This window comes from Saccharopolyspora sp. NPDC049426 (genome assembly GCF_040676935.1).
Taxonomy (GTDB): domain Bacteria; phylum Actinomycetota; class Actinomycetes; order Mycobacteriales; family Pseudonocardiaceae; genus Saccharopolyspora.
In genome coordinates this window covers 117995-134358 of sequence record NZ_JBFAPZ010000015.1, presented here as the reverse complement: position 1 = coordinate 134358, position 16364 = coordinate 117995, and the positions used below count along the sequence as shown (strand labels likewise).

At 68.7% G+C, this 16364-nt stretch carries 18 protein-coding genes; 5 read left to right on the top strand and 13 right to left on the bottom strand.

What is annotated here, in order from left to right:
• Positions 1-57: 57 nt before the first annotated feature.
• Together AB0J78_RS28040 and AB0J78_RS28035 are read right to left on the bottom strand one after the other, a co-directional pair.
• The gene (locus tag AB0J78_RS28040; protein WP_363794103.1) at positions 58-705 is read right to left on the bottom strand and encodes a helix-turn-helix domain-containing protein; all 648 of its coding nucleotides are present in this window, start codon (positions 703-705) and stop codon (positions 58-60) included.
• A 203-nt stretch (positions 706-908) separates the two neighbouring features.
• The gene (locus AB0J78_RS28035; protein ID WP_363794101.1) at positions 909-1361 is read right to left on the bottom strand and encodes an SPW repeat protein; all 453 of its coding nucleotides are present in this window, start codon (positions 1359-1361) and stop codon (positions 909-911) included.
• A gap of 110 nt (positions 1362-1471) precedes the next feature.
• On the opposite strand from AB0J78_RS28035, the gene AB0J78_RS28030 reads away from it, so the two are divergent.
• Entirely contained in the window at positions 1472-3031 is a 1560-nt protein-coding gene (locus AB0J78_RS28030) for a M protein (protein WP_363794099.1), read from the top strand.
• 104 nt (positions 3032-3135) lie between these two features.
• A complete protein-coding gene (locus tag AB0J78_RS28025; protein ID WP_363794097.1) occupies positions 3136-3303 on the top strand; it encodes a hypothetical protein in 168 nt (55 codons plus the stop codon).
• A 4-nt stretch (positions 3304-3307) separates the two neighbouring features.
• On the opposite strand, the gene AB0J78_RS28020 is transcribed toward AB0J78_RS28025, so the two are convergent.
• Positions 3308-4126, bottom strand: a complete 819-nt coding sequence (locus AB0J78_RS28020; RefSeq protein WP_363794095.1) for an alpha/beta fold hydrolase — start codon at positions 4124-4126, stop codon at positions 3308-3310.
• Between the two features lie 140 nt (positions 4127-4266).
• Between AB0J78_RS28020 and AB0J78_RS28015 the strand changes: the two genes are divergently transcribed.
• Positions 4267-4788: a GNAT family N-acetyltransferase gene (locus tag AB0J78_RS28015; RefSeq protein WP_363794093.1), complete on the top strand. Its 522-nt coding sequence runs from the start codon at positions 4267-4269 to the stop codon at positions 4786-4788.
• Positions 4789-4822: 34 nt separating this feature from the next.
• Here AB0J78_RS28015 and AB0J78_RS28010 read toward each other — a convergent pair whose 3' ends face one another.
• The 9 genes from AB0J78_RS28010 to AB0J78_RS27970 all read right to left on the bottom strand — a co-directional run bounded on the left by AB0J78_RS28010 (position 4823) and on the right by AB0J78_RS27970 (position 13326).
• Positions 4823-5572, bottom strand: coding sequence for an alpha/beta hydrolase (locus AB0J78_RS28010; protein WP_363794091.1), 750 nt, complete (start codon positions 5570-5572; stop codon positions 4823-4825).
• A gap of 63 nt (positions 5573-5635) precedes the next feature.
• Positions 5636-5950, bottom strand: a complete 315-nt coding sequence (locus AB0J78_RS28005; RefSeq protein WP_363794089.1) for a hypothetical protein — start codon at positions 5948-5950, stop codon at positions 5636-5638.
• Between the two features lie 26 nt (positions 5951-5976).
• On the bottom strand, positions 5977-6951 hold the full coding sequence (locus tag AB0J78_RS28000; RefSeq protein WP_363794087.1) for a hypothetical protein: 975 nt from the start codon (positions 6949-6951) through the stop codon (positions 5977-5979).
• A gap of 120 nt (positions 6952-7071) precedes the next feature.
• On the bottom strand, positions 7072-7761 hold the full coding sequence (gene dhaM, locus AB0J78_RS27995) for a dihydroxyacetone kinase phosphoryl donor subunit DhaM (RefSeq protein ID WP_363794085.1): 690 nt from the start codon (positions 7759-7761) through the stop codon (positions 7072-7074).
• Entirely contained in the window at positions 7758-8396 is a 639-nt protein-coding gene (dhaL, locus tag AB0J78_RS27990; RefSeq protein WP_363794083.1) for a dihydroxyacetone kinase subunit DhaL, read from the bottom strand. The genes dhaM and dhaL overlap by 4 nt, the downstream gene beginning before the upstream one ends.
• A gap of 14 nt (positions 8397-8410) precedes the next feature.
• Complete coding sequence (gene dhaK, locus AB0J78_RS27985) at positions 8411-9406, bottom strand: dihydroxyacetone kinase subunit DhaK (RefSeq protein ID WP_363794081.1); 996 nt, start codon at positions 9404-9406, stop codon at positions 8411-8413.
• 194 nt (positions 9407-9600) lie between these two features.
• Entirely contained in the window at positions 9601-11109 is a 1509-nt protein-coding gene (locus AB0J78_RS27980) for an aldehyde dehydrogenase family protein (RefSeq protein ID WP_363794079.1), read from the bottom strand.
• 257 nt (positions 11110-11366) lie between these two features.
• Entirely contained in the window at positions 11367-11630 is a 264-nt protein-coding gene (locus tag AB0J78_RS27975) for a hypothetical protein (RefSeq protein ID WP_132680248.1), read from the bottom strand.
• A 22-nt stretch (positions 11631-11652) separates the two neighbouring features.
• Positions 11653-13326, bottom strand: a complete 1674-nt coding sequence (locus AB0J78_RS27970) for a sodium:solute symporter family protein (RefSeq protein ID WP_363794171.1) — start codon at positions 13324-13326, stop codon at positions 11653-11655.
• Positions 13327-13633: 307 nt separating this feature from the next.
• Between AB0J78_RS27970 and AB0J78_RS27965 the strand changes: the two genes are divergently transcribed.
• Positions 13634-13828, top strand: coding sequence for a hypothetical protein (locus AB0J78_RS27965; protein ID WP_363794077.1), 195 nt, complete (start codon positions 13634-13636; stop codon positions 13826-13828).
• A 353-nt stretch (positions 13829-14181) separates the two neighbouring features.
• Here the strand turns inward: AB0J78_RS27965 and nucS are convergent, their stop codons facing one another.
• Positions 14182-14841 (bottom strand): endonuclease NucS, encoded by a 660-nt coding sequence (gene nucS / locus AB0J78_RS27960; protein WP_363794075.1) that lies wholly within the window; start codon positions 14839-14841, stop codon positions 14182-14184.
• A gap of 120 nt (positions 14842-14961) precedes the next feature.
• Here nucS and AB0J78_RS27955 point away from each other — a divergent pair, with 120 nt between their 5' ends.
• Positions 14962-16362: an amino acid permease gene (locus AB0J78_RS27955; RefSeq protein ID WP_363794073.1), complete on the top strand. Its 1401-nt coding sequence runs from the start codon at positions 14962-14964 to the stop codon at positions 16360-16362.
• Positions 16363-16364: the final 2 nt, after the last annotated feature.

The following is a 16364-nucleotide window of genomic DNA, read 5'->3' as shown; positions in this document are numbered from 1 at the left end:
ATCGCCTGCGGGAGTTTCTAGCGCGGCGAACGCGGCAGTCACAAGGCCGGGGTCCGTTCAGGCGGGTTTCACGGCGCGCGAGCCCGCGCCCAGTTCGAGCGCTCTGGCGATGAAACCGATCTCGCGGTCGAGCTCGTCGTCCTCGGTGCGGTGGCGGGCGACGGAGTGGCGGTGGTTGATCACGCGGGCGAGCAGCACGGCGGCCGCTTCGATGTCACAGCCGGCCAGGCCGGGCGGCAGGGCCAGTTCGATGACCCGGCGGATCTGCTCGACGACCACTCCGAACCGCTGCTGCATGGCCTGCCGGACCGCGTCGTGAGTGTCGGCCTCCCGCCACAGCAGGTGGCTGAGAAGCATCGACGATTCGAGACGGGCGTCGAGTTCGCCGACGAGGCGTCGCAGACTGCCCGCGACGTCGCCGCGCACGACGAGGCCTTCGGATTCCACTTCCTCTTCGGGAAGCCGCTCCACGAGCGCGGACAGCAGGTCCTGCTTGCGGCGGAAGTAGTAGTGGATGAGCCCTTTGGGCACCGCGGCGCGTTCGGCGATGCGGGACGTCGGGGTGGCGTTGAAACCGTGCTCGGCGAACAGCTCGCCGGCAGCGGTCAGGATGCGCTCCCTGGCACTGGTGCCGACGCTGCGATCGTCATCCGGATCCGAAGTGGTCGGGCGTCGGCGGGCCTTCTCGCCCAGCTCGTTCGACATCTGCCCGGCCTCCTCATGGCGGGATCAACACTAAGAGCGCGGCCCGGACGTTACCGCCGGACCGCGCGATTGTCGCAACCGAGCACTGCCTGGTCATCACCGCTGTCGAGCCCGCGCAAATCGGACACATCGCGGGAGAGTGCGACCTCCTCATCCCACCCGGGAGGCTCGCGGCGCGCGGGCTCTCGAGCGGCTCGACCGGTTCAGTGCTGCCCCGCAACACCCCCGCGGTGCGCCGCGTTGGCTTCGGGCAAGGCCGCCGCACCGACGACCACCGCCAGCACGCCGGCGATCCACGAGGTCCACGATGCGCCCATCAACTCGGCGTAGCCGAGGACCCACGGGGAGATGAAGAGCAGAACACCCAGCAGCATGTGGCTGTACTCACTGGTCATCGATCCCGGCATCGCCAGCGACCACACGCTCGCGATCAGCAGTAGCGCACCCAGCACGATCATCGCCGACATCGCGCCGCCGTTCGTCGGCGTCCACATCGTGCCAAGGATGAGGTAGGCGCCCAAAACCACGCCCGCCCAGTCCTGCCAGCGAATCCACGGCTTCGAAGCCGAAGCGCTCGACCGTTCGGCCACGTCGATCACCTCCGTTATGTCCGACTTGACCACTTCATCATCGTCCTTGGTTGGCCAGCCGGTCAATACCCGCATTCGCGGTGCCGCGAGAAGGGCTTCACCGAGGTGAGCAAAAACCTCCCCAGACCCAGGCGCACCTCCCACAACAACGTCCGCTTCCAGGTAGCTTGGTTTCCATGGGCCTTGCCGACGACCGCGATTTGCTGCCACTGGGATCGGGATTCGATCTCGCTCGTAAGAACGGCTACGACCGCGCCCAGGTCGACGAGCACCTAGAGCGCCTCGACGCCGACATCCGCATCCTGACCTCGGATCGGGATGCCGCGGTGTCGCAGGCCGCCGATCTGTCCAAGCAGCTCGAGTCGGCCCGCTCTGAGATCGAGAGCCTGCGCGGCCAGGTCGACCGGCTGGCCAAGCCGCCGACAACACTCGAAGGTCTCAGCGAGCGCCTGCAGCGCATGCTCCGCCTGGCCCAGGACGAGGCCTCCGACATCCGCTCCCGCGCGGAGGCCGACGCCGCGCAGATCCGCTCCCGCTCCGAAGCCGAAGCCGTCAACCTGCGCACCCGCTACGAGCGGCTGATCAGCGAGGTCGACCACCGGCGCAGCGAGATGGAAACCGAGCACCGCTCGCTGATGGACAGCGCCAAGACCGAGGCCGAGCGCATCACCCGCGAAGCCGAGGAGAACCGCAAGCGCGCCGACGAGGAGTCCGAAGCCCACCGCACCCAGGTGGAAGAGGACTTCGAGATCGCGATGTCGGCCCGCCGCACCGAGGCCATGCGGACCCTCGCCGAGCAGGAGGCCACCAGCAAGTCCGAGGCCGAACGCCGCGTCCGGGAAGCCACCGAAGAGGCCAACCGCAGGCTGCGCGAGGGCACCAACGAAGCCCACCGCCGCGTCCAGGAAGCCACCGACCAGGCAAACACCCTGGTCAGCGACGCCACGGCCAAGGCCGAGAAACTCGAGCGCGAGTCCACCGCGGCCGCCGAGAAGCTCGAACGCGAATCCACCGAGACCGCCAACGCGCGCGAGGCCTCCAGCAAGGAAGCCGCGCAGCGGCGACTGCAGGAGGCCAAGCAGGAATCGGAACGGCTCGTCCAAGAGGCCACCGAGAAGTCCGAGCGGATGATCCGCGAGTGCACCGAAGAGGCCACCAGGCGCATCGACGTCGCGACCCGCGAGGCCAAGCGCCTGGTCACCGCCACCCGCGCGGACGCGCAGCGCAGGCTCGGGGCGACCACCGAGGAAGTGCAGCGCCGGCTCACCCAGGCCGACGAGCACGTGCACTCGCTCACCGAGCTGCGCGACACCGTCGCCAAGAAGCTGCGCGACGCGGCCGAGCTGCTCGGCCAGACCACGCCGCTGCTGGAGCGCCTCGACCTCGAGGACGCCGAGGAGGAGAAGCTGCGCAAGGCCGCCGTGGAGGCCCGCGAGCAGGCGCGCAAGGACGCCGAAGACGCCATTGCCCGCGACGGTCGCGAAACCGGCGAGAACGACAACAAGGACTCGCGGCCCGCCGAGCAGACCGTCACCAGCTCAGGGCTGCCCAAGCGCACGCCGGGTCAGGAACGCGGCAGCTCGCAGTCCGTGGACGAGCCGACGGACAAGATCCAGCGCAAGCAGGCCTCGACGGACGAGCCGACCCGCCGGATCCAGCTCCCGGTGCCCGGCGAACAGCAGTCCGAGCAGCGCCCGCAGAACAACACCCGGGTGAACGCCAACCAGCAACGCTGATCGCATCGACGCTGGTCAGCCGCACCCGCGTCATCGATCACAGGCAGAGGTGTCTCTTGTGACGAGGTCGGCCGCGAGCCGGCGCACCAGGAGAGGACCAGTCAATGGCGGACAGGGACCCAGGCAGGGAGAACGCCCGCGCACGCGGTCAACGCGACTCGGGCAGGTACTTCCTGCTGCCCAGCGAAACCGCGGAGCGTTTCCGGCGAGACGAGCACGAGCCGGAAACCACGAAGCGCACCACCGACGAGGACACCGGCGAAGACGGGTAGCCGCTCACACGTCGATGCCGGCCAACCAGGGCCTCACCACGTCAGCCAAGGCGTCCGGCGCCTCCAACGACGGCAGATGCCCTGAACCGGCCAGCTCGACGAGCTCACCGCGCGGCAACGCGTCGGCCATCTCACGGGCCGCCGCAGGCGGGGTGATGGTGTCCTCGGCACCGACGGCGACCATCGCGGGCCCGTCGAAGACGCGCAGCGTCTCGAGGCTGTCGGGCCTGGCCGCCATCGCCCGCTGCGCCCACGCCACACCATCGGCGGGTTGCGCTTCGATCAGCGCCCGGAGGTCCCCCACAACTTCCGGGCGCTTCTCGCGCGTGGCCGAGCCCAGCAGGTTCGGCAGCATGTTCTCGGCGAGCCAGCCGGCGGTGCCCTCCTGGTCGGCCCGAGAGGCGACGTTGAGCCGGTTGGTGCGCTGCTCATCGGTGTCGGCGGGAGCCTTGGTGTCCACCAGCAGAAGTCCGGCAACCCGCTGCGGAGCCGCTCGCAGCACCGCCATGGCCACGTAGCCGCCCATCGAACAACCACCCAGCACCACACGCGACAGCTCCAGCTGATCGAGCAGCTCCAGGACGTCGGCGGCGGCGACATCGACGCTGGGGCGATCGATCGTCAGCGGCGCCGCCGGTGGGTCGATCATTCCCCGCGCCGTGGTCCCGTCGAGGGAGCTCTCCCCCAACCCGCGCTGATCGGGCGTGATGACCCGAGCCTGCTCCTCCAACCGACTGCGCAGGGGATTCCACATGCGCGCATCCACCGGGAAGGCGTGCAGCAGCACGAGGGGCGTTCCTGCTCCGGATTCGATGTAGTGCACGGGAACCATCCTGCCGGACCTGCCCCATCCGCAGCACGCAACAGGCCGAGCCGAGCATGGGAACCTTCCTGTCACCACCGCGCACGCCAACCTGATAATTCGGCTGCCGGACCGCTGCGGCCCCCGATAGCGTGCGTGGGATGTCCGACCCCTCGGAGATACGAACCCGGCGACTGCTGCTGCGTCGCCCGCTACCCGCCGACACCGAAGCCTTCGTCGAGGTGCACACCAGCGCCGAGACGCACGCGCTCTCCGGATTCGGCCGACGTGACCGGGCCGAGTCGCTGCGACTGCTGGAACGCTTCCAACTCGACTGGGACACCTGCGGTGTCGGCTACTGGACGGTTCTGGCCACCAGCACCCGCGCGGTGCTGGGATTCGGCGGCCTCCGGCACGCCGTCGACGAGGGCGAGAACGTCCTCAACCTGTACTTCCGGTTCCTCCCGGCCGCGTGGGGCCACGGCTACGCCTCGGAGATGGGACACGCGGCCATTCGGTGGGCGCATCGCAACCGCCCCGCGCACCCCGTCGTCATCGCCACCGCCGCGCACAACGCTCCGGCGGTTCGGGTCGCCGTGAAGCTCGGTTTCGAACGAGTGCTGGAACGAGTCCACGAAGGCGTTCCGGAAGTGCTGTACCGGTCGACGGCTCCCGTGATGTGAGCACGGGAACCTTCCTGTCACCTACCGGCCGGGGTCACGAGTTGACGATGGTGACCTGCCGGGTTTCCGACGGGCCGTCCCAGGTGCGGGGAAGCGGCGTCGCGACATCAGGGGTGATGGTCTGCACGATGGCGTCCAGCGCCGCCTCCGCCTTGCCGACCCACAGGTGCTTGGTGTCGTCGAAGCCGGTCACCTTCGCCTGCGGGATGAGCGCGAAGCGCTCGCGGGCCTCCTGCGGGCGCAGGTAGTCGTCGAACTCGGGGATCAGGGCGTGCACGGGTTTGCCCGAATCGCCCCAGGCGCGCAGGTGGTCCTCGGTGCTCCAGCGCAGCGGCGGGGAGATCAGCACCGCTCCCTCCACCAGCGGGTCCAGTCCGTGCACCAGCGTCAGGTCGGTGCCGAAGGACCAGCCGACCAGCCACACGTTGGGCAGATCGTTGAACTCGGCGTATTCGAGCGCCGCGGCGACGTCGAATCGCTCGGAGTCCCCGTTGTCGAAGCTGCCCTGGCTGCGTCCCGCCTCGCTGGCGGTGCCCCGGGTGTTGAAGCGCAGCACCGCGATGTCGGCCAGGGCCGGCAACCGGAACGCGGCCTTGCGGTAGATGTGCGAATCCATCATGCCGCCGTGGGTGGGCAGCGGGTGCAGGCAGATCAGCGTCGCCCGCGGCTTCCCCGACTCGGGCAGCGCGAGCTCCCCGATCAGTTCCAGCCCGTCGGCGGTGTGCAGGGTGATCTGCTCCCGGCGGGCGGGCAGCATCGTGTTGGCGCGGATCTCGGTGCTCATCGAACCCGATCCTGCCACGAAGGGGTGACCTGCTCGTGGTGACCTGCGCAGCAGTGACGCGCGCTACGACCAGCGACGGGTGGGGCCGCGACGGCCTCGGGCCTTCCAGCATCCGGTGTGCCAGTGCCTGCGCTCGTCGACACCGCCGAGCTCCGCTTCGGGCCAGGCCACCACGTGCGCGATGCCAGTCTGGATCTCGTGGTCGCACCCCGGACAGCGGTAGACCTTGGTGGCCTGAGCAGCGGGAACGGTGCGCACCATCCAGTTGCCGTCCGGTCCCGGCTCGATGCGGGAAGCCCCGTAGGCGGTGCCGGCTCCGCGGTGACTGGTGTCCGCGCGGAGACCCTTCTGGCGCTGCTGTCGGTTGCGTCGAGGCACGTCGACAACGGTAACGGGTTCTGTGCTCACGGATTCGCAGGCGGCAGGCTCGGCCACGCCAACCGGGCAAGTCCTCGGGCGTAGTCGCACGCATCGGTACCCGTCATACCGGGCAACGCGACCACGAGTTGGGCGACCTCGACGTGACCGGCGACGGCACCGAACGGGATGTGGGCGGTCTCCGCCGAGCACAGGGGAACCTCCGGATCACCACCCACGACGCTGAGCACGGTGCGACGCCCGTCCACCGGTTCCTCCACGGCCGCACCGTGCAGGAGCTTGGGCGGTTCCCCTGCGGTGTGCTGCAACTGCACGCGCGGAGCATCAGCGGACGGCTCTCCCCAGGCGCACTGGTGACCGGCGATGCCGGGACGCGGCCGCGCCTCCTCCAAACCTGGGACCTGGTTCACCGCCTCGGTGTCCAGCACGGTGCAGGGGTCCAGCAGCGCCAGTGAGTTCGACGAGTAGTCGCGGTGCCCTGCGCGGCCCTGCTGAACCGCGTCGGCGGCGGCCTTCGCTCCGGTGTCGGCGATGCCGCACAGCCCGGCGGCGGGATCACCGTTGAGCAGATCGGCGCTGACCTGGAGCGAGACGCCGTCACCGAACTGAACGCGACGGGTGCAATGCCCCGGGGCGGGAGCGCTCTGGGCGATGCGCAGAGCCCCGTGCTGCACGACCGGTTCCCCCGGCTCGATGGCCTCGGGGCCGATCAGTTCGCCGACCGCGAGCTGGATGAGCGTGTGGTCGTCGGGTTTGAGGTGCAGCAGGCAGTAGTCCAGCGACACCGTCCCGGCATCCGACACCGCGCCGTAGCGCTGCAAGGCGGCGGGATCTGTCAGCGTGCACGGGTCGAGGGTGCGAATGTCGCCGAGCATCGTCCGCGCGCTCGTGTCGGCCGGCTGGGATCCGCCGGTCGGAGTGGGGTTCTGGGCGGTGCACCCGGCGAGCAGCACCCAGCACGCGAAGAGCAGCAGCATGCCTCGGTGGCGACGCGGCGACATCGACTCAGCCTAGCCCCCGATGACCTTGGAACGCAGTCACCGACACCGTTCGATCCTGCGTGGAGGGGAACCTTCCTGTCACCAGCGGTGGCAGGAAGGTTCCCCTCCACGGGTCAGCGGCTATTCGTCGAAGTCTCGATCGGCTAGGTCGATGATGCGCTCGACGGCCTGGACGGCGTCGGGACCGTTGGCCAGCAGGGTGATCCGGTCGCCCTTGCGCGCGCCCAACCCCATGAGGCCGAGGACGCTGAACGCGTCGGCCTGCTTGTCGCCCAATGCGACCTTGACCGTGGCCTGCAGACCGGTGAGGCTGCGGGACAGCAGGGCGGCGGGACGGGCGTGCAGTCCGACGTCGTTGGTCAGCTCCAGCTCCCTGGTGACCTGGTCGGTGGAGTCCGTTTCAGCACCGGCGGGTTCAGCCGCCGGTGCTTCCGCGCTGCCACGGGCACTTTCGGCCGCTCGCGCCACGGTCTTCATGTCGTTGCCGCCTTGAGCCGAAACGGCTGCGGCAACGGCTCCCTCGACCAGCGGGGCGTCGACGACCAGAGCGCTGTCGGGGTCTCCGAGGGTTTCCACCGCCAGATCGGCGACCATCTGCGCGCTGCCGAGGTCGAACAGCACGACCGCACCCGCACCGGAGTCGGCGTCGGACAGCGCGGCCGAGACCTTCTCGAAGTCGGTGCCGATCGCACCGTCCGGCAGGCCACCCGCCGGGACGATGCGCACCTCGGGCGCCATCTGCGTGGCGAGCTCGACTACCCCCTCGGCCAGACCGGAGCTGTGCGAAACGATGACCAGTCCGACGCTCATGCTCGGGCTCCTGCGGCTTCGGCGAATGCGGTCAACAGCAGCGCGGTGGAACGCGCCCCTGGGTCGATGTGTCCGGCGCTGCGCTCGCCCAGGTACGAGGCGCGGCCCTTGCGGGCCACGAGCGGTTCGGTCGCCTGCGCGCCCTGGTGCGCGGCTTCGGCGGCCGCGGCCAGCACCTTGGCGCTGTCACCCCCGGATTCGGCGGTGTTCTTGGCGGCGTCGACCGCGGGTGAAAGAGCGTCGATCATCGTCTTGTCACCGACCTCGGCGCGCCCGCGCGCGACGACGCCCTCCATTCCGGACTGCAGGGCCTTCGCTACAGCGCCCGCGTCGAGTTCCTCTTCGTCACCGACCGCGGACGCCGCGCGCAGGAACGCCGTGCCGTAGAGGGGGCCGGATGCTCCACCGACCGTCGAGATGAGAACCGTCGCGGCGAGTTTCAGCGCGGCAGCCGGGGTTTCGGGCTCCGAGGTGTCGATCTTCGCGATGACGGCGCGGAATCCCCGGTCCATGTTCTCGCCGTGGTCGGCGTCGCCGATCTCCCGGTCCAGCTGGATCAGCTCGTCGCGGTGCTCGGCGACCACGGCGGCGCCCGCCCTGAGCGCGGCGATGATGTCCTGTGCGGTGCAACCCATTCCGGGACTCCTCCTCACCAGTGCAGCGCGGCGGTGTGCACCGGCGCGTCCCAGAGCTCGGTGAGCTCGTCGTCCAGTTTCAGCAGCGTCAGGCTCATGCCCTGCATCTCCAAGCTGGTCACGTACGGCCCGACGAGGCGCCGGCGGACGGTGATGCCGCGTTCGGCCAGCAGCCGCTCGGCGATGCCGTGCGCGAGGTAGAGCTCCAGCTGCGGGGTGCCGCCCATCGAGTTGGTGAACAGCAGGACGTCGTCGCCTTCGGCGAAGGGCAGGTCTTCCAGGATCGGGTCGAGCAGCTGCGCCACGATCTCGTCGGCAGTGCCCATCGGCACGCGGGCGCGGCCGGGCTCGCCGTGGATGCCGATGCCGATCTCCATCTCGTCAGGGGCGAGTTCGAAGCTGGGCTGACCGGCGTGCGGAACGGTGGGTGCGGTCAGCGCCATGCCCATCGAACGCACCTGGGAGACGACCTTGCGGGCGAGCGTCTCGCACTCGTCGAGGCTCGCTCCGCGCTCGGCGGCGGCACCGACGATCTTCTCCACCATCAGAGTGCCGCCCACCCCGCGGCGACCTGCGGTGTGCGTGGAGTCCTTGACCGCGACGTCGTCGTCGACGATCACGCTGCGCACGTCGACGTCCTCGATGGCCGCGAGCTCGGCTGCGGTCTCGAAGTTGAGCACGTCGCCGGTGTAGTTCTTGACCACCAGCAGCGCCCCGGCTCCACCGTGGGTGGCCGTGATGGCCGCCTGCACCGCGTCAGGAGTGGGCGAGGTGAACACCGCGCCCGGAACGGCCGCGGCGAGCATTCCCGAGCCGACGAAACCGCCGTGCAGCGGCTCGTGGCCGGACCCACCGCCGGAGACGACCGCGACCTTGCCGGTCACCGGTGCGTCAGCGCGGACGATCACCGCCGGATCGGTCTGCACCCGAAGCAGCTCCGGGTGCGCCGCGGCCACACCCCGCAACGCCTCGGCGACCACGTCCGCCGGCTCGTTGATGATCTTCTTCACCCGTTGGCCTCCTCGCCTGCGCTCCCGCCGCCGAAACCACCGAGGCTCGACGCGATCAACCGTGCGCGGTCAACTCTGCCCGGGACGTGCGCCCGCGCGCATCCCCCTGGCGAACACCGGGGGATGCGAGCAAGGGAACCTTCCTGTCACCACTGGCGCAAGCCAAAACACCGACCGTGGTGGACTGGATCCGCTCAGCGGCCGCGCATCACCTTGATGAGCTTGACGACCGTGCCAACGGTTCCCTTGGGGCGGGCGAAGCTCATCGGGTTGAGCGGGATCTTGAACTTGGTGCGGGTCACCGACTGCGGGCGGGCGAACTCGCGCAGGCCATCGGCTCCGTGGATCCGGCCGAAGCCCGAGTCGCCGACGCCGCCGAACGGCAGAGCGGGCACGCCGGCGAAGGCGATCACCGAGTTGACCGCGACCATGCCGCTGCGCAGCCGGCGGGCCAGTTCCATGCCTCGGGCGCGGGAGAACACGGTGGCGCCGAGCCCGTACTTGGTGGCGTTGGCGTGGGCGACGGCCTCGTCCACGTCGCGGACCCGCTGCACGACCAGCGTCGGGCCGAAGGTCTCCTCGGTGATGGCGTTCGAGTCCTCGGGGACGTCGGCGATCACCACGGGTTCGACGAACGGCGGGCGCACCGAGTCGCGTCCGCCGACCACCGCACGACCGCCGCGCTTGATCGCGTCGTCGATGTGGTCACGGATGATGTTGACCTGCGAGGCCATCGTGATGGGACCGAAGTCGGCACCCGGCTCGCCGCCCGGGCGCAGCTTGGCGGCGCGGTCGCTGACCATCTTCAGGAACCGGTCGGCCACGGCGTCGTGCACGTAGACGCGCTCCACGCCGATGCAGGTCTGACCTGCGTTGGACATCGCGCCCCACACCGCGGCGTCGGCGGCCGCGGCCAGGTCCGCGTCGGAGTCGACGATCAAGGCGTCCTTGCCGCCGCACTCGACCAGCACCGGGACCAGGTTCTCCGCGCACGAGGCCATCACGCGCTTGCCCGTGGCGGTGGATCCGGTGAAGGCCACCTTGTTCACACCGGCCTGGCACAGCGCTGCGCCGGTCTGCCCGAAGCCGGTCACGAGGCGGAACACCGGGTGCTCCGGCACGGCCTCGGCGAAGCTCTTGACCAGCCACTCCCCCACTCCAGGGGTGAGTTCGCTGGGCTTGAACACCACGGCGTTGCCCGCGGCCAGCGCGTAGGCGATCGAGCCCATCGGCGTGAAGGCCGGGTAGTTCCAGGGGCCGATGACACCGACGACGCCATAGGGGAGGTATTCGACCGTGGCGGTCTGGTTGGACATCAGCACGCCGGGCGAGACCTTGCGCCGCTTGAGGACCTTCTCGGCGTTGGAGGTAGCCCACGCGAGGTGATCGATGACCAGCACGAGTTCGAGCTTGGCGTCCTCCAGCGGCTTGCCGGTCTCCGCGCATACCACGCCCGCGAGCTCGTCGAGGCGTTTGACCAGCAGTTTCCGCCAGCGGTCGAGATGCTGCCTGCGGCCGGAGAAGCCGAGCTCATCCCACGCCGACTGCGCCTCGCGCGCCGCCGCGACCTCGTTCTCGACCGCCTCCGCATCGTGGATCGGATGCTCGCCCACCACCTCACCGGTGCGCGGGTCGATCGACTGGAACGTCTCGAACCGCGCGCTGGCGATCTCTTCGACGTTCCCACGGGCGGTCTGGGTCATGGCCGGCCTCCCACCATTACGACGTTCATTGTCAACGTGCAGCCTACGAAATACCGAGTCGGGAAAGAACCGTCCTGTACCGCCCGACTCATGTGCTGGACACGCAGCGTTGCGCGCTGGTCCACTTGACAGCTGCGCATTGCCGACACGGTAGCCAGACGATCTTGGAACTGGGACCGTAACCGCAGAATCGGTATCGAAATGCGAAACGGCGCCCGCACCGTGAAGTGCGGACGCCGCCCCGGTCGATTCTCACGTCATTCGGCGGCGGTGCCGCCTTCGACGTCGTCGGGAACCGTGATCGGACGCAGGCGAGCCCACAGGACGAACACCGCCGCGAACACCACCATGCCGAGGCCGGCCCACAGGTTGATGTTGAGTCCTGCGGCCTTGTCGATCTCGGCCTGCGGCTGGATGAAGCCGAGCACGACGAGCACGACTCCGTAGATGCCGAACAGCAGCGCGATCACCGTGCGAATGTCGAAGGCACCAGCGCTGTGCCCCGAACCTCCACTAGCCATGAGATTTCCTCCCAGTCCTGGCTCAGCCGAAGATGATGTTGAGGGCGATGATCAGGATCAGCGCGATACCGGCCAGCAGGCCCGGACGCCGGTACCAGCCGGAGTCCTCACCGGTGGTGGACGCCTTCAGGTCCTCCTTCGGCGTCAGGCCCCAGACCAGACCGACCAGCTGCTCATCGGTCTTGGGCTTGGTGGCCAGCGAGACGACGACGCTGACGATCACGTCGACGACGAACGCAACACCGGCACCGACGAAGCTCGCACCCTGACCAGGCAGGTCCAGCACCCCGGTCTCGGACAGAGCGTAGACCGTGATGGCCGAGGCCGTACCCAGCACCAGACCGGACCAACCGGCGTGCGCGGTCATCCGCTTCCAGAACATGCCCAGGATGAACGTCGCGAACAGCGGTGCGTTGAAGAACGAGAACAGCTGCTGGAGGTAGTCCATCAGGTTCTCGTAGCCGGAGGCGATGAACGCCGTGCCCACGGCCGCGAAGGTGGCGCCGACGGTGACCCAGCGACCCATCTGCAGGTAGTAGTTGTCCGGCTTGTCCTTGACGACGTACGCCTGCCAGATGTCGTAGGTGAACACCGTGTTGAACGACGACAGGTTGGCGGCCATACCGGCCATGAAGGACGCGAGCAGACCAGCCAGCGCGATGCCGAGGATGCCGTTGGGCAGCAGGTCTCGCATCATCAGCAGGATCGCGTCGTTGTAGTCGTACGGACCCTGCTCGGTGAGCTTGTAGTTGGTCATCTCCGGGATGATCACCGCGGCGATCATGCCGGGGATGATCACGATGAAGGGGATGAACATCTTCGGGAAGGCGCCGATGATCGGGGTCCGCTGCGCGGCCGACATCGACTTGGAGGCCATCGCGCGCTGGACCTCGACGAAGTTGGTGGTCCAGTAACCGAAGGACAGCACGAAGCCGAGACCGAAGATCATGCCGATGACGCTGAGGATGGGGTTGCTGAAGCCGGTCAGCTCAGCACCCGGCCAGGCGGTCAGCTGCTCGGCGCCGCCCTTGCTCGCGGTGACCTTGTCGACCAGGCCCTGCACACCGCCGACCTTGACCAGACCGACGATGGTCAGCGGCAGCAGTGCCGCGACGATCACGAAGAACTGCAGCACCTCGTTGTAGATGGCGGCGGACAGGCCGCCCAGCGCGGTGTAGGAGAGCACGATCAGCGCGGCGACGAGCACCGACACCCACAGCGGCCAGCCCAGCAGCGCGTTGACGATGCTGGCCAGCAGGTACAGGTTCACACCGGCGATGAGCACCTGGGCCAGGGCGAAGGAAATGCCGTTGACCAGGTGAGCGGCCTTGCCGAATCGCCGGAGCATGAATTCGGGAACGCTTCGGACCTTGGAGCCGTAGTAGAACGGCATCATGACCACGCCGAGGAACAGCATGGCCGGGACCGCACCGATCCAGAAGTAGTGCATCGTCGGCATGCCGTATTCGGCACCGTTGGCCGACATGCCGATGATTTCGATCGCGCCGAGGTTCGCCGAGATGAACGCCAGACCCGTCACCCATGCGGGCAGAGCGCGCCCGGAGAGGAAGAAGTCCAGGCTGGTTGAAACGGCCCGCCTCGCCAGCCAGCCGATCCCCAGTACGAACGCGAAATACAGCGCCAACAACGCGTAGTCGACGCCGTTCGCGTCGAGTAGCTGACCTTGGGCTAGCAGCACTGCCGCCCCACCTCCCACAGACCCAACAAAGTCAAACGAGAACCACCACATTCGCGATAGCGGTCGGACAGTACCGCACAGATGAGGCGGCAGCCGTAAGCCGATATCAATTCGTTGGAGAAGACACTAAATCGATCACGGAACGTCCGCCGACTGACGTCACGCAGGGGACTTTCCGGTCGTACGCGTGTGCACCCCGTGAGCGAGCGGGGCCAAGCGAGTGATATACGCGCTCCCCCGACTATTTCGACGCACCGTGACGGTATGGTCACAGAATGCATTCGCGACGCTGCGGGGAGGAACCGTGAACGCCCGGATCGATCTGGCGATCAGCGCCGCACTCGCGGAAGACCCGATCGACGAATCCAGCCCCGACGGCGACGCGGCATCAGCGGACCGCCGACCCGAAGGGCTGCTCCACCAGCTGTCGGCGATGCTCGCGCCGCTGTCCACTCCCCGCCTGCATCCTTGCGACTGCAACGGTCACGCACGCCGCTGACCCCTCGCTCGCGTGCACGGGAACCTTTCTGTCACTCCCGCTGCCGAAAGCGTCCCGTCATCCGGCGCGGAACTCACCGCCGACGGTTCGCGACGGCGGGAACGGGAATGGTGGGAACATTCCTGTCACCGCCCCATTCGATCCAATTCCGCTCAAGGTCGGCTTGTGGTCGGCGACGGTCGGTGATGCTCCGAATGCGTCATGCGATGCCGAACATTCTTCGGCCATCACCGCAGTTCACGGGCAGGAATCATCGGCCCGGATTCCGGAAGCCAGGTGCGGACGCGCAGAACCGCCTGCGGCCGCCCCTTCGAAGCCTGGGAACCTTCCTGTCACCCCAGGCACCGCCGCGCTCAGAACAGGCAGTACTCGTCGGGCTCGATGCCGCGCAGCTTGTCGTAGTCCAGGACCACGCAGCGGATACCACGGTCCTCGGCCAGCGTCCGCGCCTGCGGTTTGATCTGCTGGGCCGCGAACACGCCCGCGACCGGGGCGAGCAGCGGATCGCGGTTGAGCAGCTCCAGGTAGCGCGTCAGCTGCTCGACACCATCGATCTCACCGCGACGCTTGATCTCGACCGCGACGCTCTTCCCACCGTCATCCCGGCACATCAGGTCGACCGGCCCGATCGCGGTCGGGAACTCCCGGCGAACCAGCGACCAGCCCTCACCCAGGGTCGTCACGTGCTCGGCGAGCAACTCCTGCAGGTGCGCCTCGACGCCGTCCTTGACCAAACCCGGCTCGACGCCCAGCTCGTGCTTGGAGTCGTGCAGCACCTCGTCGACCGTGATCACCAGCTTCTCGCCGGCCTTGTTCTGCACCGTCCACACGTCGGGATCCTCGATGAGCCAGCACGGCGGGCTCATCCAGTTCAACGGCTTGTAGGCGCGGTCGTCGGAGTGCACCGACACCGAACCGTCGGCCTTCACCAGCAGCAGTCGCTGCGCCATCGGCAGGTGCGCGGTGAGACGACCGACGTAGTCCACCTGGCAGCGGGCAATCACAAGTCGCACCCGGCACAGAGTACGGGCGTGACCATCGATGTCGAGCACCCCCACGGGTGATCAACGACCCGCACCCGGTCGGGACCCGCGCCGCACCCCTTCCCACCACCGGAGTTACCGTTACCGCTCGTGTCTTTCGCCCGCAGTCTGCTCCGCGTCAAACCCGCCGAACGGCTCGCCATCGAGGGCTCCCACAGCGAGCTGAACCGCACCCTCGGCCTGGTGCCGCTGGTGGCCCTGTCGGTGGGCGCGACGCTGGGAACCGGCATCTTCGTGGTGCTCGCCGAGGCCGCCCCGGCCGCCGGTCCGGCTGTCGTGGTCTCGTTCGTGCTGGCCGGGCTGGCCGCGCTGTGCTCGGCGCTGTCCTACGCGGAACTGGCGGGCAGCGTCCCCGTGTCCGGATCCGCCTACTCCTACACCTACGCGACCCTCGGCGAGATCATCGCCTGGATCTGCGGCTGGTGCCTGCTGCTGGAGTACGGGGTGTCCGTCGCCGCCGTCGCGGTCGGCTGGGGCGGCTACCTCAACGAGTTCCTGCAGGGCACCATCGGCGTGACCATCCCCGAGGCACTCGCCGCGCCCCCAGGTGAGGGCGGCGTCGTCAACGTGCCCGCCGCCGTCGTCGTGCTGCTGGCCACCGGCGTGCTGCTGCTCGGCGTGCGCGAGAGCGCCTGGGCCACGACCGTCACCACGGTGCTCAAGATCGCCGTGCTCGTGTTCTTCGTGGCGGTGGCCTTCACCGCGTTCAACTCCGGGAACCTGACCCCGTTCGCCCCCGCCGGGATCGCCGGCATCTCGGTCGGCGCCTCCGCGGTGTTCTTCTCCTTCATCGGCTTCGACGCCGCCTCCACCGCAGGTGAGGAGGCGCGCAACCCCAAGCGCGACCTGCCGAGGGCCATCATCCTGTCGCTGATCATCGTCACCACGATCTACGTGCTGGTGGCCTTCGCCGCGGTCGCAGCGGTCGGAGCCGGCGCGCTGGGCGAGTCCGACGCGTCGCTGGCCACCGCGCTGCGCACCGTCACCGGCCAGGACTGGCCCGCGGTCGTGCTCGCGCTGGGAGCGGTCATCGCGATCGCCTCGGTCGTGCTCACCGTGCTCTACGGCCAGACCCGGATCCTGGTGGCCATGTCGCGCGACGGCCTCGTCCCGCGGATGCTCTCGCGGGTCAACCGCCGGTCGGTTCCGGCCCGCAACACCGCGTTGGTGGGAATCCTCGTGGCACTGCTGGCAGCCGTCGTACCGCTCAACCAGCTCGCCGAAGCCACCAGCATCGGCACCCTGGTCGCGTTCGGCCTGGTCAACATCGGCGTCGTGGTGCTGCGGCGGACCCGTCCCGAGCTCCCGCGCAGCTTCCGCACCCCGCTGATGCCGTTCGTCCCGCTGCTCGGCCTCGCGCTGTGCGCGTACCTGATCACCGGCCTGGACGCGGTCACCTGGCTGACCTTCGCGATCTGGACGGCCATCGGGCTCGTCGTGTACTTCGGCTACGGCCGCCGGAAGTCGCAGCTCAACCGCGCGGCGGAGTAAGG